This is a genomic window from Amycolatopsis sp. cmx-4-54, from assembly GCF_046548895.1.
Lineage (GTDB): Bacteria > Actinomycetota > Actinomycetes > Mycobacteriales > Pseudonocardiaceae > Amycolatopsis.
In genome coordinates this window covers 843,618-863,138 of record NZ_JAEBEJ010000002.1, presented here as the reverse complement: position 1 = coordinate 863,138, position 19,521 = coordinate 843,618, and the positions used below count along the sequence as shown (strand labels likewise).

22 protein-coding genes and 1 tRNA gene are annotated in these 19,521 nt (G+C 68.6%); 8 read left to right on the top strand and 15 right to left on the bottom strand.

The window, feature by feature from the left end; translation table 11 throughout:
• Nucleotides 1–190 precede the first annotated feature (190 nt).
• The 7 genes from ACLJQ7_RS09440 to ACLJQ7_RS09410 all read right to left on the bottom strand — a co-directional run bounded on the left by ACLJQ7_RS09440 (nt 191) and on the right by ACLJQ7_RS09410 (nt 4,539).
• Nucleotides 191–442: a glutaredoxin family protein gene (locus ACLJQ7_RS09440; protein WP_034314716.1), complete on the bottom strand. Its 252-nt coding sequence runs from the start codon at nt 440–442 to the stop codon at nt 191–193.
• Nucleotides 439–1,209: an MBL fold metallo-hydrolase gene (locus ACLJQ7_RS09435; protein ID WP_410647702.1), complete on the bottom strand. Its 771-nt coding sequence runs from the start codon at nt 1,207–1,209 to the stop codon at nt 439–441. The genes ACLJQ7_RS09440 and ACLJQ7_RS09435 overlap by 4 nt, the downstream gene beginning before the upstream one ends.
• The gene (locus ACLJQ7_RS09430; protein WP_410647701.1) at nt 1,206–2,018 is read right to left on the bottom strand and encodes an NUDIX hydrolase; all 813 of its coding nucleotides are present in this window, start codon (nt 2,016–2,018) and stop codon (nt 1,206–1,208) included. Before ACLJQ7_RS09430 ends, ACLJQ7_RS09435 begins: the two co-directional genes overlap by 4 nt.
• Nucleotides 2,019–2,108: 90 nt before the next feature.
• Nucleotides 2,109–3,242 carry a hypothetical protein gene (locus ACLJQ7_RS09425; RefSeq protein ID WP_410647700.1) on the bottom strand — a complete coding sequence of 378 codons (1,134 nt, stop codon included), beginning with the start codon at nt 3,240–3,242 and terminating at the stop codon, nt 2,109–2,111.
• A gap of 38 nt (nt 3,243–3,280) precedes the next feature.
• Nucleotides 3,281–3,910 carry a hypothetical protein gene (locus ACLJQ7_RS09420; protein WP_410647893.1) on the bottom strand — a complete coding sequence of 210 codons (630 nt, stop codon included), beginning with the start codon at nt 3,908–3,910 and terminating at the stop codon, nt 3,281–3,283.
• Nucleotides 3,910–4,365, bottom strand: coding sequence for a RidA family protein (locus ACLJQ7_RS09415; RefSeq protein ID WP_410647699.1), 456 nt, complete (start codon nt 4,363–4,365; stop codon nt 3,910–3,912). Before ACLJQ7_RS09415 ends, ACLJQ7_RS09420 begins: the two co-directional genes overlap by 1 nt.
• Before the next feature lie 12 nt (nt 4,366–4,377).
• Nucleotides 4,378–4,539, bottom strand: a complete 162-nt coding sequence (locus ACLJQ7_RS09410; RefSeq protein WP_005166970.1) for a DUF4177 domain-containing protein — start codon at nt 4,537–4,539, stop codon at nt 4,378–4,380.
• Nucleotides 4,540–4,668: 129 nt separating this feature from the next.
• On the opposite strand from ACLJQ7_RS09410, the gene ACLJQ7_RS09405 reads away from it, so the two are divergent.
• The 4 genes from ACLJQ7_RS09405 (at nt 4,669) to ACLJQ7_RS09390 (ending at nt 8,200) form a co-directional block, all read left to right on the top strand.
• The gene (locus ACLJQ7_RS09405) at nt 4,669–5,613 is read left to right on the top strand and encodes an esterase/lipase family protein (RefSeq protein ID WP_410647698.1); all 945 of its coding nucleotides are present in this window, start codon (nt 4,669–4,671) and stop codon (nt 5,611–5,613) included.
• A gap of 181 nt (nt 5,614–5,794) precedes the next feature.
• Nucleotides 5,795–6,043 carry a hypothetical protein gene (locus ACLJQ7_RS09400; RefSeq protein ID WP_410647697.1) on the top strand — a complete coding sequence of 83 codons (249 nt, stop codon included), beginning with the start codon at nt 5,795–5,797 and terminating at the stop codon, nt 6,041–6,043.
• A 22-nt stretch (nt 6,044–6,065) separates the two neighbouring features.
• On the top strand, nt 6,066–7,070 hold the full coding sequence (locus tag ACLJQ7_RS09395; RefSeq protein WP_410647696.1) for an ArsA-related P-loop ATPase: 1,005 nt from the start codon (nt 6,066–6,068) through the stop codon (nt 7,068–7,070).
• Nucleotides 7,070–8,200 (top strand): ArsA family ATPase, encoded by a 1,131-nt coding sequence (locus ACLJQ7_RS09390; RefSeq protein WP_410647695.1) that lies wholly within the window; start codon nt 7,070–7,072, stop codon nt 8,198–8,200. Before ACLJQ7_RS09395 ends, ACLJQ7_RS09390 begins: the two co-directional genes overlap by 1 nt.
• 63 nt (nt 8,201–8,263) lie before the next feature.
• Here ACLJQ7_RS09390 and ACLJQ7_RS09385 read toward each other — a convergent pair whose 3' ends face one another.
• Entirely contained in the window at nt 8,264–8,581 is a 318-nt protein-coding gene (locus tag ACLJQ7_RS09385) for a WhiB family transcriptional regulator (RefSeq protein ID WP_005166974.1), read from the bottom strand.
• Nucleotides 8,582–8,930: 349 nt separating this feature from the next.
• Here ACLJQ7_RS09385 and ACLJQ7_RS09380 point away from each other — a divergent pair, with 349 nt between their 5' ends.
• The 3 genes from ACLJQ7_RS09380 to ACLJQ7_RS09370 all read left to right on the top strand — a co-directional run bounded on the left by ACLJQ7_RS09380 (nt 8,931) and on the right by ACLJQ7_RS09370 (nt 12,404).
• On the top strand, nt 8,931–11,099 hold the full coding sequence (locus ACLJQ7_RS09380) for a transglycosylase domain-containing protein (protein ID WP_410647694.1): 2,169 nt from the start codon (nt 8,931–8,933) through the stop codon (nt 11,097–11,099).
• A gap of 275 nt (nt 11,100–11,374) precedes the next feature.
• Nucleotides 11,375–12,301, top strand: coding sequence for a metallophosphoesterase (locus tag ACLJQ7_RS09375; protein ID WP_410647892.1), 927 nt, complete (start codon nt 11,375–11,377; stop codon nt 12,299–12,301).
• 29 nt (nt 12,302–12,330) lie between these two features.
• A tRNA-Pro gene (locus ACLJQ7_RS09370) sits at nt 12,331–12,404 on the top strand.
• Between the two features lie 99 nt (nt 12,405–12,503).
• On the opposite strand, the gene ACLJQ7_RS09365 is transcribed toward ACLJQ7_RS09370, so the two are convergent.
• Nucleotides 12,504–13,196: a methyltransferase domain-containing protein gene (locus tag ACLJQ7_RS09365; RefSeq protein WP_410647693.1), complete on the bottom strand. Its 693-nt coding sequence runs from the start codon at nt 13,194–13,196 to the stop codon at nt 12,504–12,506.
• 39 nt (nt 13,197–13,235) lie between these two features.
• Between ACLJQ7_RS09365 and ACLJQ7_RS09360 the strand changes: the two genes are divergently transcribed.
• The gene (locus ACLJQ7_RS09360; RefSeq protein WP_410647692.1) at nt 13,236–15,080 is read left to right on the top strand and encodes a prolyl oligopeptidase family serine peptidase; all 1,845 of its coding nucleotides are present in this window, start codon (nt 13,236–13,238) and stop codon (nt 15,078–15,080) included.
• A gap of 70 nt (nt 15,081–15,150) precedes the next feature.
• Here the strand turns inward: ACLJQ7_RS09360 and ACLJQ7_RS09355 are convergent, their stop codons facing one another.
• The 6 genes from ACLJQ7_RS09355 to ACLJQ7_RS09330 form a co-directional block, all read right to left on the bottom strand.
• Complete coding sequence (locus ACLJQ7_RS09355; protein ID WP_410647891.1) at nt 15,151–15,378, bottom strand: 2-hydroxymuconate tautomerase; 228 nt, start codon at nt 15,376–15,378, stop codon at nt 15,151–15,153.
• A gap of 132 nt (nt 15,379–15,510) precedes the next feature.
• Nucleotides 15,511–16,137, bottom strand: a complete 627-nt coding sequence (locus ACLJQ7_RS09350) for a TIGR03085 family metal-binding protein (protein WP_410647691.1) — start codon at nt 16,135–16,137, stop codon at nt 15,511–15,513.
• A 62-nt stretch (nt 16,138–16,199) separates the two neighbouring features.
• Entirely contained in the window at nt 16,200–17,573 is a 1,374-nt protein-coding gene (locus tag ACLJQ7_RS09345) for a glutamate decarboxylase (RefSeq protein ID WP_410647690.1), read from the bottom strand.
• Between the two features lie 136 nt (nt 17,574–17,709).
• Nucleotides 17,710–18,186 carry a Dps family protein gene (locus tag ACLJQ7_RS09340; protein ID WP_410647689.1) on the bottom strand — a complete coding sequence of 159 codons (477 nt, stop codon included), beginning with the start codon at nt 18,184–18,186 and terminating at the stop codon, nt 17,710–17,712.
• 56 nt (nt 18,187–18,242) lie between these two features.
• Nucleotides 18,243–18,665, bottom strand: coding sequence for an organic hydroperoxide resistance protein (locus tag ACLJQ7_RS09335; RefSeq protein ID WP_126737210.1), 423 nt, complete (start codon nt 18,663–18,665; stop codon nt 18,243–18,245).
• A gap of 138 nt (nt 18,666–18,803) precedes the next feature.
• Entirely contained in the window at nt 18,804–19,379 is a 576-nt protein-coding gene (locus tag ACLJQ7_RS09330; RefSeq protein WP_410647688.1) for an NADPH-dependent FMN reductase, read from the bottom strand.
• Between the last annotated feature and the right edge of the window lie 142 nt (nt 19,380–19,521).

Below are 19,521 nucleotides of genomic sequence, written 5' to 3'. Positions count from 1 at the left end.
GGGGCCCGTGCCGTGGCGCGTGTTGCGAAAGCCACTTTCGCAACGTTGAAGGTTGCGAAAGTGGCTTTCGCAACACCAGGCTCGGCGTCTCAACTCGGCGTCCCGACTCGACGCGTCACCCGTACCGAATGCTATGAAAGGTCCTTTCCTTGCAAATTTTGCAAGGAAAGGACCTTTCATAGCGCGCGCGTCAGGCGGAAGCGGCCTTCACCGCGGCCTCGATCTCACCGAACGAAGGGTTCACCATCGCCTTCGAGCCCACGAAGACCGTCGGCACGACCTCGTTCCCGTTCGCCACCGAACGCACCCGCGCGGCGGCGTCGGGGTCCTCCCATATGTTGACCCGCTTCACCTTGAAGCCGCTCTTCGACAGCGGCCGCTCCAGCGCGGCGCAGAACCCGCATCCGGGGCGCCAGTAGAACTCGACCTCGACGTCACTCATTCGCCGTCCTCCGACCTCAGGTAGTCCAACTGTGCCTGCACACTCCACTCCGCGGGCACCCACAGAGCCTTGTCGACATCGGCGTAGACGACCTCGACGACCTGGCGCGGGGTGGCGTCCGCGCCGAGCTTCTCCAGTGCCGAACGCACCTGGTCGAGCCGTTCTTCCCGGTGTGCCAGGTATTCGCGCGCGGTCGCGGCCAGGTCGGGCAGTTCCGGGCCGTGGCCCGGAAGTCCGATGGTGCCGCCGGGCAGGCCGATGAGTTTCCGCAGCGAGCGCAGGTAGTCGCCGAGGTCGTGCAGCACGGTGGTGCCGCGGCCGAGGATGGTGTCACCGGTCAGGATCTGCCCTGCGGACACCAGGCAGATCGAGTCCCCGGTGTGGCCGGGCGTGTGCAGCACCGACAGCCGGAGACCGGCCGCCTCGATCACTTCACCGTCCACAAGGGACTTTCCGCCGACGCAGAGCGACTCGTCGAAGGCCCGCACCGGAGCCCCGACGCGCTCGGCGAACGAGGGCGCGCCCTCGGCGTGGTCGGGGTGGTGGTGGGTCAGGACGATCAGCTCGACGGCACCGGTTTCCGCCAACAGTGTCAGATGATCGACGTCTTCGTGACCGGGGTCGACGACCACGGAACCGGCCGCGCCGGGACCGCGCAGCACCCAGGAATTGGTGCCCTCCAACGTCATCGACGACGGGTTGTGCTCCAGCAGCACGGAAGCCGTCGGCGTGACCTGGCGCAGCACACCGTACGCGGGGGCGCTCATGCCGGGTCCAGGACGACGCGGACCTTGTCGCCTTCGCGCACCAGCGTCGGCATGATCTTCGAGATCTCGCGCTCGACGGCCTGAGCCGCGGCCGCCGAGTCGAATTCGCCCAGTTCCGCGAGCGTCATCCAGGTCGGTGGCATGAGCATGCGGCGCCCTTCCTTGGCATCGGCGATGGCCTCCTCGGGCCGCTGCCAACCGGAGCTGACGGCTTCGGAGGTGGCGCCGTCCGCTTGCTGTCCCTCGGGCAGCACGGCGACGAAGAAGCAGGTGTCGTAGCGGCGCGGTTCCTGCGGCGGGGTGACCCAGTTCGCCCACGGGCGCAGGAGATCCGCGCGCAGCGTCAGGCCGTTGGCTTCGAGGAACGCGGCGAGTGAGAGCTCACGGGAAACCAGCTTCGCGCGGGCGTCGTGGTAGGGCGTCGTGTCCGTGACGACGGCGTCCCCGACGCTCGCGAGCAGCACGCCCGACTCCTCGAACGTCTCCCGCACGGCCGCGCACACCAGGGCACGAGCGAGGGATTCGTCGCAGCCGAAGCGCTCCGCCCACCACGCCGGCTTCGGGCCCGCCCAGCTGACGGAGGTGTCGACATCGCGGGAATCCACGCCGCCACCGGGGAAGACGGTCATCCCGCCGGCGAACGGCATGCCCTTCACCCGGTGCTGCAGGAAGACCTCGACGCCGTCCGCGCCGTCCCGGAGGAGGATCACGGTCGCCGCGTCCTTGGGCGTCACGGGCTCGCCGTCGGCGTTGGCGCGGGTACCCACCCCGGCCCCCACCGGGATGTCGAATGTCAGTTCTTCAGCCACACCAGCAACCTAACATCGCGTTTCGTCCTCTGGTTGCGATCGTTGCGCGGGCAACTACCGCATTCAGAGGACGAAACGCGTGGGGCTCGGTCAGGAAGACCAGCCGCTGCTGCGCGAAGCACCGTTCAGCCGGATCTTCGCCGCTTCGGCGCGCTCCCGTTCGGCGAGCTCGGCGTGCAGCTCGCGTAGGAGCGCGCGGTCACGCTCGCTCAGGCTGGGGTCGTCGAGGTCGAGAGCGGGCAGCTCGACGACCTCGTGCATGCTCGGCTTGCCCGTGGCGATCTCGCGGCCCTTTTCGGGGTCCTCCTTGAGCGCCTGGCGCAGCTGCGCCACTTCGGCCGGTGTCAGGTCGGCCGTGCGCTCGGCACGGGTCTCCGCCCGCGATTTGCGCGGCTCCGGCGAAGACGACGGCGTCGCCGCCGTCGCCTGCTGCACGATCGGCACCACCGGCGCGATCGGCTCGACCGGTTCGTGGCCACCGCTGCTCACCGGCCGCAGCCCGTGCCTGCTCGGCTGCTCCTTGACCGGCTCGGGAGCCGGGGCGGGAGCGGGCGGCGGAGTCACCGGCTCGGACCGAAAGTCACTGGAGTGGGTACTCCCGGTGACCCAGACAGGACTCGCGGCCGACGACGCGGCCTGGTGGTACGCGGACCGCGCGACGCCGGGGCCCGCGACCTCGACGACCGAACGGATCCCCGCGCGGCGAAGCGCGGTGTCCACGCGGAACGCGACCGCGGGCGGGTTGCCCTCCGGGCCGATCTCGACGAGGACCACCCGCTGCGGCAACGCGCCGGGCACGCTGCCCGCCGGCGTGTTCCGCCACACCGCGTGCACCGACCGGACGTCCGGCAGCACCTGCAGGGTGCGGTCGAGCGCCTCGGCGAGGCCGAATTCGGGCTGGTTCTCACCGGTGAACCGGTGGGTGAGCACCGGCTCGTCCTGCTCGACGACCAGCAGGTCGTTCGCCAGGGTGGCGTCGGACCTGCTCATCTCGAGGACGAGCGCGAGTTCACGCTGTTCGGCCGAGCTCACCGGGATCTTCCCCGCGATCAGGGTGCCGGTGGTGAGCTCCACCGCTTCGTCGATGTGCGCACGCGCGATCAGCTCACGCGCTTCGGTCAAAGCACTGTCGTCGATACGACCCGCCAGGGCCAGTAACAGGTTGTGCAGACGCAGGGGCACCGAGAACCCGTCCATGGGCGGGCCGTCGTGGACCTCCACCATTGCTCTGCTCCCTCCCGGCTCGCCTGGTGGAGCGAGCGTTAAGCGGCGACCAGCCGACTTCCGGTGTCCACCGCGCCCACACAGACCAGCTCGGAGTTGGCGAGCGCGGTGCGGTGATAACCGGTGAGGTCGATGCTCGGCGGGAGAACCTCGACGCCGGGCTCCTCGTCACCCAGCACGCGCAGGACGCGCTGCAGTTCGCCGGTCAGCCTCGGCAACCCGTTCAGCGCCGTGACCAGGAGGACTCGTTTCGCCCCACCCTCGCCGATTACACCGAGGTGTCGCCAGCTTTGCCGCACTTCACCCACATCCGGCCGTCCCCGCAACGTCGCGTGGATCAATACGGACACAGAGTCGACGGAGTTCACCCATTCGGGCGCACTCTGCGTGAATGTGTACCTGGTCTCGGTGACGTCGTCTACCCCCAGGGTGGAACTCACCTGGTGCCAGTCGGCTCCGTGCGGGATGAGCCCGGCGACTAGCAGGCGATACTCCGTCTGATCCAGGTCGATCCTGTGCTTAAGCAAAGACCTGGGCAGGGTCCGCGCGAGCGTGCCCATCGCGCCTTCGCCCAGCCAGTCACGGAACCGCCACAAGAGCTGATCCGGCAGCCGTCCGGCCAGCCGGAGCAGGAGCTCGTGCGAGGACCGTTCGATATCCGGGTCCATCATTTCACCTCCACGATCAGTTCGATCTCGACCGGCGCCCCGATCGGCAGCTCGGCGACCCCGACGGCCGAGCGGGCGTGGATACCCGCCTCGCCGAAGATCTCGCCGAGCAGCTCGGACGCCCCGTTGATCACCGCTGGCTGGCCGGTGAAGCCCTCCGCGGACGCCACGAACCCGACGACCTTGACCACCCGTACGACGTTGTCGATGCCGACGACCGAGTGGACCGCGGCGAGGGCGTTGAGGATCGACGTCCGCGCGTACTGCTTCGCCTCTTCGGGGCTGACCTCGGCGCCGACCTTGCCGGTCGCTTCGAGCTCACCCTTCACGAAGGGCAGCTGCCCGGCCGTGTAGACGTGCGAACCCGTGCGGACGGCGGGCACGTAAGCCGCCAGCGGGGCGGCGACGGCTGGCAGCTCGATACCGAGCTCGGCGAGTCGATCGCTCCAGGTCATGGCTTCAATCCCTCAGTTCTTCGCTCGTTTGAGGTAGGCGACGTGCTGCTCGCCGGTCGGGTTCGGGAGCACGGTGACGAGCTCCCAGCCGTCCTCACCCCACTGGTCGAGGATCTGCTTGGTGGCGTGGATCAACAGGGGGACGGTCGCGTACTCCCACTTGGTGGCGCTCATGTCCGGGAGCGTAGCCAAACCGGCAAGCGCGCCCGACACACATGCGGAAAACCCTCTCGCGGACGGTTCGCCGAATTCCCGTCGATGTGGTTCACTTCACACCTACTCGGGAGTAGATAGGACGCCGACATGCGGACAACGAAGTCCTTCGCCGCCGCCTTCCTGGCCGCGGCCCTTGCCCTGATCTGCGCTTCACCGGCGAACGCCGACGAGGAACTCCCCGTCCCGTGGACACTCGCCGCGGCACTGCCCGCGCAAGCGGCGAATCCCGGCGGCCCGCCACCCGGCTCGAACGACTTCGACTGCCGTCCGAGCGCTGCCCATCCGAATCCGGTGGTGCTCACCCACGGTCTCGGCGCCAACCAGACGGTGAACTGGCAGACGTTCGCCCCGCTGCTCAAGAACAAGGGGTACTGCGTCTTCTCCCTGACCTACGGGATCCCCGGGAAACCGCTGCCGGTCTACCAGCCGGGCGGCCTCCTGCCGATGGAGCAGAGCGCGAAGGAGCTTTCGGCGTTCGTCGACAAGGTGCTCGGCGCGACCGGCGCGTCCGAGGTGGACCTCCTCGGACATTCCGAAGGCACGCTGATGCCTTCCTATTACGTGAAGTTCCTCGGCGGTGCGTCCAAAGTGGACAAGTACGTCAGCCTGACCCCGCTCTGGGACGGCACGACCTTGCTCGGCGCTTCGCATCTGTACGCGCTCGCCGCCGCGCTGGGGCTCGCGCCCGGGTTCAACGGCATCCTCGATCCGGCCTGCGGCTCGTGCCGCCAGTTCCTGCGCGGCTCGGAATTCCTCACGAAGCTGCGGTCGGGCAACGGCGTCTTCCAGCCGGGCGTGACCTATACGAACATCATGACCCGGTACGACGAGGCCGTCATCCCGTACACGAGCGGTATGGGCAAGGGGCCGAACGTGAAGAACATCGTGCTTCAGGACGGCTGCGTGCTGGACCTGGCCGAGCACGCCGGCGTCGCCGCCGACAAGAACGCGGCCGGGCACGTCCTCAACGCGCTGGACCCGGCGCACGCGAAGCCGGTCCCCTGCGTGCCCGCGACCCCCATCGGGAGCTGACCGAAGCGCGTGATCAGGAAGCGATCACGCGTGATCAGACGGCGAACTCGCGTGATTGGACGGCGATCACGATGATCGCTCCCCAATCACGCGTGATCGCTCTCCAATCACAGGTGATCGCTCTCCAATCACGGGGGATCGCCGTCTGATCACGTGTGATCGGCGGAGCTAGGCTGGCCCCGTGGAGACCTGGCGTGTGGTCGCGACCGTCCTGCTCGCCGCGGCCGGGCTGCCGCTGGTGCTGGTCCTGATGGCGAAGGCACGGGACCGCACGGACCGCTCGGCGACGGTCGCGATCACCGGCGCGGTGGCCTTCGTCGTCCTCCTGCTGCTCGGTGTGGTGATGCTCACGGTTCTGCCCGGCGCTTTGACCTGGGCCGTCGTCGCGGTGGTCGCCGCTGCGCTCGGCGTCATGATGCTGGCGGGCTGATCGCTCAATTAGGGTGGGACCGGTGAGCACATCCCTTGCCGGCTGGACCGACGAACTCGTGAGAGCCAGGCTGCATTTCGTCACCGGTAAGGGCGGGACGGGCAAGACCACGCTCGCCGCCTCCCTCGGCCTCGCGCTCGCCAAGGGCGGGCGCCGCGTGCTGCTGATCGAGGTGGAAGGCCGCCAGGGCATCGCCCAGCTCTTCGACACCGAGCCGCTGCCGTACGCCGAGCAGCGCATCGCGGCCGTTCCCGGCGGCGGCGAATTGCGCGCCCTGCACATCGACGTCGAGGCCGCGCTCCTCGAATACTTCGAGATGTTCTACAACCTCGGCTTCGCGGGGCGGACGCTGCGGCGGATGGGCGCGATCGAGTTCGCGACCACGCTCGCGCCGGGGCTGCGCGACGTCCTGCTCACCGGGAAGATCAAGGAATGCGTCGGCCGCACCGAATCGGACGGCCGCCACACCTACGACGCCGTCGTCGTCGACTCGCCGCCCACCGGCCGGGTCGTGAAGTTCCTCGACGTCACCAAGGCGCTGACCGATCTCGCCAAGACCGGCCCGATCCGCGGCCAGGCCGACGGGGTCGTGCGCCTGCTGCACTCCGGTGAGACCGCGGTCCACCTAGTGACGCTGCTGGAAGAGATGCCGGTTCGGGAGACCGTCGAAGCCGTCGCCGAACTCGACGGCGCCGACCTGCGCCCCGGCGCGGTACTGGTCAACCGGGTCCGCCCGCCGCGGCTGCCCGCCCGGTCGGTGACCGCCGCCGCGGACGGCCGTGTCGACGCCTCGCGCGTCCGCGCCGGGCTCGCGTCGGCCGGGCTGAACCTGCCCGACAGCACCCTCGACGCGCTGGTCGAGGAGACCGTCGAGCACGCCGTGCGGGTCGCGGCCGAGCAGCGTGCCCGCGAGCAACTCGCCGAAGCCGACTTGCCGGGCCTCGAACTGCCGGACCTGACCGACGGCGTCGACGTCGCGGCGCTCTACGAACTCGCCGAAGCGCTGACCGAGCAGGGGGTGCGCTGATGTCGGACATCCTGGAGGTCGACCGGCTGCTCGACGATCCGGAAAGCCGGGTCATCGTGTGCTGCGGATCCGGCGGGGTCGGCAAGACGACCACCGCGGCGGCGCTGGCGTTGCGCGCGGCCGAACGCGGGCGGCAGACGGTGGTGCTCACCATCGACCCGGCCCGGCGGCTGGCGCAGGCGCTCGGCCTGCGCGAACTGGGCAACCACCCGAAGCAGGTGCAGGTCGAAGGCTTCGAGCCCAAGGGTGAGCTCTGGGCGATGATGCTCGACATGCGCCGCACCTTCGACGACATGGTGCGCGTGCACGCCGGCCCGGAACGCGCCGAGCAACTGCTGCAGAATCCCTTCTACCAGACCATTTCCACGTCGTTCTCCGGAACGCAGGAGTACATGGCGATGGAGAAGCTCGGGCAGCTCGCGGCCACCGACGAGTGGGATCTGATCATCGTCGACACGCCGCCGAGCCGGTCCGCGCTGGACTTCCTCGACGCGCCGACGCGGCTTTCCAGCGCGCTCGACGGCCGCATGATCCGGCTGCTCACCGGTCCAGCCAAGGCGGGCGGCTGGGGCCTGCGCAAGGTCGTCAACGCCGGGTTCTCGATGTTCGCGAAGGCCGTCTCGACGATCATCGGCGGCCAGTTGCTGACCGACGCTTCGGCGTTCATGCAGGCCTTCGACAGCATGTTCGGCGGCTTCCGCGAACGCGCGCGCAAGACTTCCGAGCTGCTGCGGTCCGGCGGCACTTCGTTCCTGGTGGTGGCCGCGCCGGAGCCGGACGCGCTGCGCGAGGCGTCCTACTTCGTGGAGCGGCTCTCGGAGGAGAGCATGCCGCTGGCCGGGCTGGTCGCGAACCGGACGCATCCGGTGCTGGCGCCGTTGTCCGGCGCCGAAGCCATCGCGGCCGCCGAGCAACTGGCGAAGGGCGAGGCCAGCGCTCCGCTGGCCGAAGCCGTCCTTCGCCTGCACGCGGACCGGGTCGCGCTGGCCGATCGAGAGACGCGGCTGCTCGCCAGGTTCACGCGGGCGCATCCCGAGGTCCCGCTGGTGCGGGTGCCCGCGCTCCCCAGTGACGTCCACGACCTCGAAGGCCTGCGCGACATCGGGACCAGGCTGGCCACCCAGTCCTGAGTTTCCGTGAAGGACCCCTTCCCTACCTTGGACTCAGGGAAGGGGCCTTTCACGAAACCGTGATCACGAGACTCGGACGCGGACGTCTTCCTCTTCGTCGATCCCGGTGAAACTGCGCTTCGCCGCTTCAAGCAGGTCCGCCCAGCTGGAAACGTCCGGCCGCCGCCGCAGCAGCGCCCGCCGTTCCCGTTCGGTCATACCTCCCCAGATGCCGAAGTTGATCCGGCCATCGAGCGCTTCGGCGAGGCATTCCGTCCTGACCGGGCAACCGAGGCAGACCGCCTTGGCCCGGTTCTGTTCCGCCCCCCGGACGAACAAACCGTCCGGATCGGTGTCGCGGCACGACGCATTGACTCGCCAGCTCGACTGGTTGGTTTCCATACCCCCAGCTCCCTACCCTGGTGTTCGACACACCACGGGAGGACGAAAAGCCTGCGCTCCTGCCCCCATGAGCGTGTCTCCCTGTGTGCTCACGTCGGTTGAGCCGACACCTCCCCGGTGCCGGTGCCTCCGTTCGGTCGAATGCGACTGCCGCTCGCACTCACCCGTCTGTCGGCTTTTTCATACGTGAGACGTTGACGGACTGTAGGGGCCCTCGGTTCCCCCCGCCAAGCCCTAGAATGCCTGCCGTTACCGAAAGTCACCTCATGGGGTCGATTTCGTGACCGAATCCCACTTACAGCGAGGTGACGTCACGGTGGGCTAACGGGATCCGCGTACCCTGGTCCGCGTGCGCAAAACGGACGGTCTGCTGAAGCTCATTGGCCTGTGTGTGCTCGCCGGGGTGCTGGTCGCGGGGATGTTGTTCCCCGTGGCGGGCGCCGCGGGGGTGCTGTCGAACCAGGCGAGCGAGACCGTCGACAAGACATCTTCGGACCTCGCGGACATACCGCCGCCGTTGGTGACGACGATCACCGACAACACCGGCAAGCAGGTCGCGACGCTGTACAAGCAGTTCCGCATCCCGACGAGCGAGACCCAGATCAACGACGCCATGAAGTGGGCGCTGATCTCGGTCGAGGACAAGCGCTTCTACGAGCACAACGGGGTGGACTGGAAGGGCACGCTGCGCGCCGCGGTCAGCAACAGCACCGGCGGGGACACCCAAGGCGCGTCGACGCTGACCCAGCAGTACGTCAAGAACTACCTGATCAACGTCGTCTACCGGGACGACAAGCCGGGGCAGAAGCGCGCACAGGAGCAGTCGGTCGCCCGGAAGCTGAAGGAAGCCCGGATCGCGATCCAGCTGGAAACCAAGCTGAACAAGATGCAGATCCTGACCGGCTACCTGAACGTCGTCGAATTCTCGCGCGAGATCTACGGCGTCGGCGCGGCCGCGAACGCGTACTTCAACACGCCCGCCGAGAAACTCACGGTGCCGCAGGCGGCGCTGCTGGCCGGTCTGGTGAACAACCCGATCGTCAACGACCCGTGGAAGAACCCGGCGAAGGCGACCGAGCGTCGCAACCTGGTGCTGGACCGCATGGTCGACAACCAGAAGCTCGCGAAGGTGGACGCGGAACGCTTCAAAGCCGAGCCGCTCGGCGTCGTCGAAGGCGGCCCGCAGAAGCCCGCCTCGAACTGCACCGGCGCCGGTCCGGAGAACGGTTTCTTCTGCCAGTACGTCGAGGACTATCTCCTCAAGTCGGGGATGACGAAGGACGACCTCTACACCGGCGGCTACCAGATCAAGACCACTTTGGACGAACGGGCGAACCACGAAGCCAAGATGTCGGCCGAAGCCCAGGTCAAGAAGACCCAGGACAACGTCGCGAACACGCTCTCGCTGGTGAAGCCGGGCAAGGAACGGCACGAAGTCGTGGCGCTGGCGGCGAACCGTGACTACGGGCTCCACGAAGACCAGGGACAGACGACCTTCGCGTTGCCTTCCGGCGTCTACAACACCGGTGGCGCCGGGTCGGCGTACAAGGTCTTCACCGCCGCCGCGGCGTTGGAAGCGGGCGTGGCGGGGATCAACTCTCCCCTTCCGGTGCCCGACTTCTACACCTCTCACGTGTTCGCCGGCGGTGGCCCCAAATGCGCCCCGACCGGGCCGCCGTTGCGCTCCCGCTGGTACTGCCTCGGCAACGCGGGTGACTACAACCCGGCGGGCGGGACCATGTCGATGCAGCAGGCGCTGGCGACTTCGCCGAACACGGCGTTCGTGGCCCTCGAGGAGAAGGTCGGGAGCACGGGGCCGATCGTGGAGATGGCGCGCAAACTCGGCATGCGCGACACCATGACCAGCAACCTCGGCGGCGGCGCCGTCGACCCGAAGTCCGACAACCCCGGCGCCAACACCAGCCAGCTCCAGGCCTTCGGCCCGAGGCCCGGCTGGGCCGGAAACGCGTCGTTCACCCTCGGCCCCGCCCCGCTGAGCGGTCTGGAGCTGGCGAACGTCGGCGCCACGATCATGAGCGGCGGCGTCTGGTGCCCGCCGACCCCGCTGGCGGGCGTCACCGACCGGGACGGAAAGCCGGTGCCCGTCAAGGAAGCCGCTTGCGAGCAGGTGGTGCCCGAAGGGCTCGCCAACACTCTCGCGGTCGGCATGAGCAGGGACAGCCAGCCCGGCGGGACGTCGGCCGGCGCCGCGAGCGGCGCCAAGTGGAACCGGCCGGTGATGGGCAAGACCGGGACCACCCAGAGCAACGGCTCGGGAACGTACCTCGGGGCCACTCCGCAACTCGCGGGCGCCGCGATGGTGTTCCGTCCGAAGGGTGGAAACGGCGGTCTCTGCTACCTCGGCCCGGGTAACGTGACCACTCGCGGCTGCGAAAACATGTTCGGCGGGAAGACGCCGGCGCAGACCTGGTTCGGGGCGATGACGAAGATCCTCGAAGGCCAGGAAGCCCTGCCGTTGCCGCAGCCGGACCCGAAGTACATGGGCGGCGGACGCTGACCGCGTTCACCAGCGTAAATCACGATGAGTCAGGTGAATCTAACTTTGAGTGATCGCCTGGCGGCCTAACGGGGAACAGTGGTCGACGGGATCATGTCGGTTGATCGCGACAACCCGCGCCGACCACGGAAGGTGAAGAAAAGAGGCCATTCCAGCGATTTACCGAGATCGCCGGAATGGGGGCGAACGATCACCACCGAAGAGCACGTAAACTGGACGATGTGAGCACGCTCAGTAACGAAAGTACTTCGGGGGCGACGGTACGGCGTTTGGCCGTGGGAACCGTCGCCCTGGGAGCCGCGACCCTCGGTTACGCGGTCGGTATCGAAAGGCGCCGGTGGACGCTTCGCACCGCGGAGCTCCCGGTCCTCGCGGCAGGGGCGAAGCCCTTCACGATCCTCCACATCTCGGACCTGCACATGCTGCCCGGTCACGTGAGCAAGCAACGCTGGGTAGCGGCGCTCGACGAACTCGAACCGGACCTCGTCGTGAACACCGGTGACAACCTGTCACATCAGCAGGCCGTCCCGTCCGTGCTGCGCGCACTCGGCCCCCTGCTCGACCGGCCCGGCGTGTTCATCTTCGGCAGCAACGACTACTACGCGCCGAAGCCGAAGAACCCCGCGCGCTACCTCATGCCGAAGGGCAAGAAGAAGCGCATCCACGGCGAGCACCTGCCGTGGCGCGACCTCCGCGCGGCCTTCGTCGAACACGGCTGGCACGACCTCACCCACGTCCGGCGCACCATCGAGGTCGCCGACCAGTACGTGTTCACCGCCGGCGTCGACGACGCGCACCTCCGCCGCGACCGCTACGCCGACATCGCCGGCCCGGTGGACACGGCGGCCGCCGTCCGCATCGGCGTCACGCACTCCCCGGAACCCCGCGTCCTCGACGAGTTCGCCGGCGACGGCTACGACCTCGTCCTCGCGGGGCACACCCACGGCGGGCAGCTTCGCGTTCCCGGCTACGGCGCGCTCGTCACCAACTGCGACCTCGACCGCACCCGCGCCCGCGGCGCGTCCCGCTGGGGCGCGCAGATGTGGCTTCACGTCTCGGCCGGGCTGGGCACGTCGCCATACGCTCCCGCGCGCTTCGCGTGCCCTCCCGAAGCGAGCCTGCTGACCCTCGTCCCACGGGGTACGACCAGCGGCGATCGCCGGAACGCGGCCCCCCGCAAAGCCCGGAACACCGTCCGCTAGACTTCTCCACGACCCGTTAAGCAGTACCCCGGGGTGTGGCGCAGCTTGGTAGCGTGCCTCGTTCGGGTCGAGGAGGTCGTGGGTTCGAATCCCGCCACCCCGACGTTGGATCGAAAGAGCCTTGCTCGCTTTGGCGAGCAAGGCTCTTTCGCGTTACGGGCCCTGGGCGCTCCCGCATGTTCCCATGCCTCATTCGAGACGCTCAGCGGGTGGCGAGTAGCTCCGTCCAGCATTGGGCGAAGTCCCCATCGCCCGAGCGCGCCCACGACCAGGCCGAGCGGGCCGCCGAAGCGAGCTGGTCGCGGTCCGGGGTCGTCGCGGTTTCCAGCGCCGTCACCAGACGCGCCTCGACGGACGTCGCCAGCGCCCGGTATGTCGTATCCGTGCGGTAGCGGATTTTCGTTCGCACGTCGGTGAAACCGGCGGCCGTGACCGCGGCGGGCAGCGAGCGCCCGGCGAACGGGTCACCGCCCGCGCGACGGCACAGCAGATAGTGACCGCGGAGGGCGGCGTCGACGTTCGCCGTCTTCGGCCGCAGCCGTGCCCGGCTCCAGTCCGATGTGGACAGTGCCAGCGTGCCGCCCGGCTTGAGGATCCGCCGGAGTTCCGCCAATGCGGCGCCCGGTTCCCGCAGGTGCTCGAAGACGGCGTGCGCGAAGACCACGTCCGCCGAAGCCTCGGCGAACGGCAGCGCGCCTGCCTCCGCCACCAAAAAGTCCACTGTGGACTTTCTGTGCCCGTTGCCGATACCGAGGGTGATCGAACCCGGCCCGCAGCCGACGTCGACGCACCCCATCCCCGGCCCGAACAGCGGTTGCGCGAACACGGCCCGCTCGACCGCCTGACGCGCGAACCGCGCGGACACCGCGGCGCGCGGCGCGTTTCCCTCCAGCACCCCGCACACAGTACGGCTCTCCAGTGGCAGGATCGAGGGGTGAGCACGCAGCCAGGCAATGAATATCCGTCCGCGGTGGTCCCGGACCGCCTGTTCGACGACGCCGAAGCCGAGGTCAGGTGGCGGGCCCGTTTCCGCGCGCCGCGCATCTCGGTGCCCGAATGGGCCATCGACGCCCCCGACGCGAACGTCTACGTCTCCAACGCCAGCGGCGTCTGGGAGGTCTACTCCTGGGACCGGTCGACCGGCGAGCACCGCCGCGTCACCGATCGGCCCAACGGCACGATGCACGCGACCCCGTCCCCCGACGGCCGCTGGATCTGGTGGTTCAACGACACCGACGGCGACGAATTCGGCTCCTGGGTCCGCGAACCGTTCGCGCCGGGAGCCGCCGCGGAGCGCGCGGTGCCGGACGTCCACGACGGCTACCCCGCCGGGCTCGAGATCGGCACCAAGGTGGTCGCCGTCGGCGTCTCGACCGACGACGGCAGCGAACTCTTCGCCCGTATCGACGGCGAAACCACGTCCTTCTACAAGCACGAGGACGACGCCGGGATCGCCTCGCTGGCCCGCGACGAGTCGCTGCTCGTGATCTCCCACTCCGAGCACGGTGATTCACGACACCCCGCGCTTCGCGTCCTGTCGACCGACGGTTTCACGACGGTCGCCGACAAATGGGACGGCGAGGGCAAGGGCCTCGGCGCGCTGGAGTTCTCCCCGGTCGCGGGGGATCAGCGGTTGCTGGTGCTGCACGAGCGGCGCGGTCGCGAAGAACTCCTGATCTGGGACACCGCCGCGGACACCGAGCAGGAGATCGAGCTGGATCTGCCCGGCGAGGTGGTCGCCGGCTGGTATCAGGACGCGCGGGCACTGCTGGTCGTCCACTTCCACCAAGGCCGCAGTTCCCTGCACCGCTACGACCTCGCCAGTGGCAAATTGTCCTCTTTGGACACTCCGTCCGGCCGGATCGGCGGCGCCGGAGTGCGGCCCGACGGCACCGTCGAATACTCGTGGTCCAGCGCCGCGCAGCCGACGGCCGTGCGCGCGCGGACGGCGGACGGTGAGGACTCGGTGCTCCTCGAACCGCCGGGCGAGCGCGCCCCGGGGTCGGCACCGGTCACCGACGCGTTCGTCGACGGGATCGGCGGGCAGATCCACGCGCTCGTCTCGCGTCCGGCCGACGCGCCGGAAGGTCCGCTTCCCACGGTCTTCTCCTTGCACGGTGGGCCGCATTCGGCCGACGAAGACCGCTTCTCGGCGTACCGCGCCGTGTGGCTCGACGCCGGATTCGCCGTCGTCGAGGTCAACTACCGCGGTTCGACCGGCTACGGCTCGGCCTGGCGTGACGCCATCGAAGGCCGCCCCGGCCTGACCGAACTCGAAGACGTCGCCGCCGTGCACGACTGGGCCGTCCAAAGTGGACTTTCGGATCCGGCCAAATGCGTGGTGAACGGCGCTTCGTGGGGCGGGTACCTGAGCCTGCTGGCGCTGGGCACCCAGCCGGCGCGCTGGGCGGCGGGGATCGCCGGGGTGCCTGTCGCGGACTACGTCGCCGCGTACGAGGACGAGATGGAGCAGCTCCGTTCGTTCGACAGGGCGCTGTTCGGCGGTTCGCCGGAGACGGTGCCGGCGGTGTACCGGGAATGCTCGCCGATCACCTACGTCGAGGCCGTGACGGCACCGGTGCTGATGCTCGCCGGGGACAACGACCCGCGCTGCCCGATCCGGCAGGTCGAGAACTACCTCGACAGGCTCGCGAAGCGGGAGATCCCGTTCGAGTTCTACCGGTTCGACGCGGGCCACGGGTCGCTGGTGATCGCCGAGACGATCAAGCAGACCGCGATCGAGGTGTTCTTCGCGCTGCGGGCCGTCGGGCTTCGCTGACGTGCCATGAAAGGTCCTTTCCTTGCGAATTTTGCAAGGAAAGGACCTTTCATGGCACTCGGTGAGTGGGTCAGCGCTCGGAGAGGAGAGTCCCGCCGGCCGCCCAGTGTTCGGCGGGGATCTCGTTGATCGTCACCCAGACGCCTTCGGGTTTGCCGCCGCAGGTGCGGACGAACGCGTCGGTCACCTCGCGCACGAGGGCCTGCTTCTGTTCGGCCGTGCGGCCGGGGAACATCGAAACACTGATCATCGGCATGGCCGGAACTCTAGTGTTCCGCGTCGGGAATACGGTGCGTATCCCGGTGGATCCAGGTTTCCCTCGGCAAGGCGCCGGTTCGTCCTCGTACCGGGTTGTACTCGGGCGGAACGGCGACGCAGCCGACGGGAAGCTGGGCCGCCGAGATGCGTGCCGGATTCCCGACGCGGAACTCTAAAGGCCTCGATCGTGCTTCCGGAGCCTGTCCACCGCGTAGGCGTCACCCTCGAAGGTGAGACGGACGGCGTCGCGGCCGAAGACGAACAGCAGCAGCTCGATCGGCGCGCCGATCACGGTCACCGTGTCCGGGCCTTCCTTCACCCGCGCTTCGCGGCCTTCGGGAGTCTTCAGGATCACGCCGACCGGTGATTTCCGCAGGTTCAGCTTCGAGGCCTGCTTCGCCGACTTCCACGCCGCCGCGTCCCGGGCGGAGTCCGCCGGACGCGGCTCCCAGCCGGGCTGTCCTCGCCGGACGTCCTCGTGGTGGATCAGGAACTCCGCGCTGTTCGCCAGCTCATCGAGCGCGGCGATCGACGTCGGCCAGTACCAGGCGGGGCCGGACCGGACCTTGCCGACGACCTCGGACCACGGCCGCGCGGCATAGGAGCCCTGCACGCGCTGGGTGTACGACGCCAACGCCGGAACCAGGATGCCGGGCGCCGCGTCGGGCCGCCGCTCGCGGATCAGCAGATGCGCCGCGAGATCCCGCGTTTTCCAACCCGCGCACAGGGTCGGCGCGTCCGGGCCGACCTCTTCGAAAAGCTCGCTCAACGCACGACGTTCGTCTCCGGCGACTCCCATACCCCACGACGTTACGCGCCGGTAGGACGCGGCGAAATCCGGCGTGACGCAAGGCACCCGGCTCAGTGATGGAACGCTGTCCGCTGTCGCGCGCCGTGATCGAGCTCGGGCAGCAGGCGCCGGAGGTCGGCGAGGAGCAGATCGGCGAGATCGTGCGTGAAACCGTTGCGCACCACGATCCTCAGCACCGCGAGATCGGTCCGGTTCTCGGGGAACGTGTATGCCGGGACAAGCCAGCCACGCTCGCGAAGCCGCCGTGACACGTCGAAGACGTCGAAGCTCTCGACGTCCGCCTTCGTCGTGAAGGCGAACACGGGCAGCTGATCACCGCGCGTCAGCAGTTCGAAGGGGCCCAGCCCGGCGATCCCGTCCGCCAGCTGGGTCGCGACGTCACGCGAAGCCTGTTGCACGGCACGGAAACCTTCGCGGCCGAGCCGGACGAACGTGTAGTACTGCGCGGCCACCTCGGCGCCGGGGCGGGAGAAGTTCAACGCGAAAGTCGGCATGTCGCCACCGAGGTAGTTGACGTTGAAGACGAGCTCCTCCGGCAACGCCTCCTTGTCGCGCCACACCACCCAGCCGACGCCGGGGTAGACCAGCCCGTACTTGTGCCCGGAGGTGTTGATCGACGCCACCCGCGGCAGGCGGAAGTCCCAGCACAGCTCGGGATCGAGGAACGGCGCGATCATCGCGCCCGAAGCGCCGTCGACGTGCACCGGGATGTCCCAGCCCGAGCGTTCCGCCAGGCCGTCGAGCGCGGCCGCGATCTCGGCGACCGGCTCGTAGCTGCCGTCGAACGTGGACCCGAGGATCGCGACGACACCGATCGTGTTCTCGTCGCAGCGGGCGATCGCCTCGTCGGCGGTGAGATGGAAACGGTCGCCGTCCATCGGCACCAGCCGCGGCTCGACCTCCCAGTATTCGCAGAACTTCTCCCAGCAGACCTGGACGTTCGCGCCCATCACCAGATTCGGCTTCCCGGTGCGGCCCAGTTTCGACCAGCGGCGTTTCAGCGCCATCCCGGCGAGCATGCAGGCTTCCGACGAACCGGTCGTCGAGCAGCCCATGATGGCGGTGGGATCGGGCGCGTGCCACAGCTCGGCGAGGATGTTCACGCAGCGCCGCTCGAGTTCCGCGGTCTGCGGGTACTCGTCCTTGTCGATCATGTTCTTGTCGACGCATTCGGCCATCAGCTCGCGGGCCTGCGACTCCATCCACGTGGTGACGAACGTGGCGAGGTTGAGCCGGGCGTTCCCGTCGAGCATCAGCTCGTCGCGCACCAGCTGGAGCGCGGTGTCGGGCGGGAGCGGGTCTTCGGCGAGGCTGTCGTGCGGGAGGCGGATGTTCGCGGCGAGCGCCGGATACGCGCCGGCGTGCAGCGGGTTGGCCCCGCCCTTGCGGGCGGACTCGGACGCGGTTCCCTTGTGCAGCACCATGGACCGAACGTAGCCCGGCAGCGTGAAACCGGCACTCGGACTCACCCTCCGCCAAGTGCAATGAAGGGGCCTTTCATAGCAAAATTTGCTATGAAAGGCCCCTTCATTGCACGCGAGAGCGGCGCGAGAGGGCGGGTCAGGCCTGCTGCGCCTGCCACATCCAGTGCGCCTTTTCGAGCTCCTGGGTGATCTCGATGAGCAGGTCCTGGGTGACCAGGTCGCTCTTGTCGGTTTCGTCGATGCGCTTGCGCAGCCGCTCGATCAGCGTGGTGAGGATGTCGACGATCGCGGCGACCGTGGACTCGACGGACTGCCAGTTGTCGGGGTAGGCCGGCAGGCCGGAGCTCTCCACGACGGCCTTCGCCTGGCCGTTCGGCGAGATGCCGATGGCGTTGGCGCGCTCGGCGACCTCGTCGACGTACTGGCGCGCGGTGGCGACCAGCTCGTCGAGCTGCAGGTGCGCGCTGCGGAAGTTCGCTCCGACGACGTTCCAGTGGGCCTGCTTCGCGATCAGCGACAGATCCACCAGATCGACCAGCGTGGCCTGCAAGGCGTTACCGGTGATCTCCTTGTCGGCTTCGCTCAGCGGACTCTTGATCGGAGACTTGCCCATATTCGGTCTTCCTTTCAGAAACTGCCGGTTCGGGAATGGACCTGCCGCGGCCGGGATCAGACCGTCGCGGACAGGGCGACCTCGATGTTGCCGCGGGTCGCGTTCGAGTAGGGGCACACCTGGTGCGCCTGCTCGACGAGCTGATCGGCCTGCGCCTGCTCCAGGCCGGGCAGCGAAACCTTGAGTGCCACGCCGAGACCGAAGCCCTCGCCCTGCTTGAGCACGCTGACCTCGGCGGTGACGGTGGAGCCGTCCAGCGTCACCTTCGCCTGGCGCGCGACGAGCTGCAACGCGGAGTGGAAACAGGCGGAATAGCCGGCGGCGAAGAGCTGCTCGGGGTTCGTCTTGTCCCCACCCGGCCCGCCCATTTCCTTCGGGATCGCCAACGACTCGTCGATGACGCCGTCAGAGGACGTGACCTCACCGTTGCGGCCGTCGCCGCGAGCGGTGGCCACAGCGGTGTACAGAGCCTCAGCCATTCTTCGCCTACCTCCTGGTCTCAAGACACGCCCCGTTGAGCGTCTCTTCGGTGTCAACGTCCCGCAACCGCGAAACCTTGCCACCCCATGGCAGGCATCACGTCCGGAAACTACCCGGACGATGACCGGAGCAAACGACTAGTGACCGGCGCGACTCAGGGCGAACTCGGCGACCTGGGTTCCGATCAGGCGGAGCGTGCGGACGCTCTTCTCGTCCGAGGCGCCGCCGGCTTCGTCGAATTTCGTCTCCGCGGTGTTGATCGAACCACCCAAAGGGGTGGCCCAGCCGCGCAGCGCGTGCGTGATCGTGCGCAGCTGCTCCAGCGTGGTGACCGCGGCTTGCCAGCCGTACGCGACGGCGGCGAGGCCGACCGCACGGCCGTCGAGATACGGACGGACGTCGTCACGCAGGTCTTCGACGTAGTCCAGGGCGTTCTTGACCAGTCCGGACAGCGCGCCGTGGTAGCCGGGCGAGACGACGACGATCCCGTCGGCGCGGCGGATCGCTTCGACCAGCCGGGTGGCCCGCTCGTGCCGCTCCGCGGGCGCGATGTCGTAGAAGGGCAGCACCAGCTCGGGCCCGGAGATCAGCTCGGTGGTGACTCCGGCTTCGGCCGCGGCGCCGAGCGCGATGCGCAGCGCGCGCTCGGATTGCGAGCCCTCCCGGAGGGAGCCGCCGATACCGAGGACATGCACCGCGTTCGTCGAAGTCACGCTTTCGAGGCTAACCCCTCTACTTAAGTGGAGGACCAGGATCTGGAACGGAGGCTTGCGTCACACCCGTTCGCCGCAACGGCCGCGGTCCCGCTGGACGGCATACCTACTCGAAAGTAACCTGACGGGAAGCCCTCAGGAG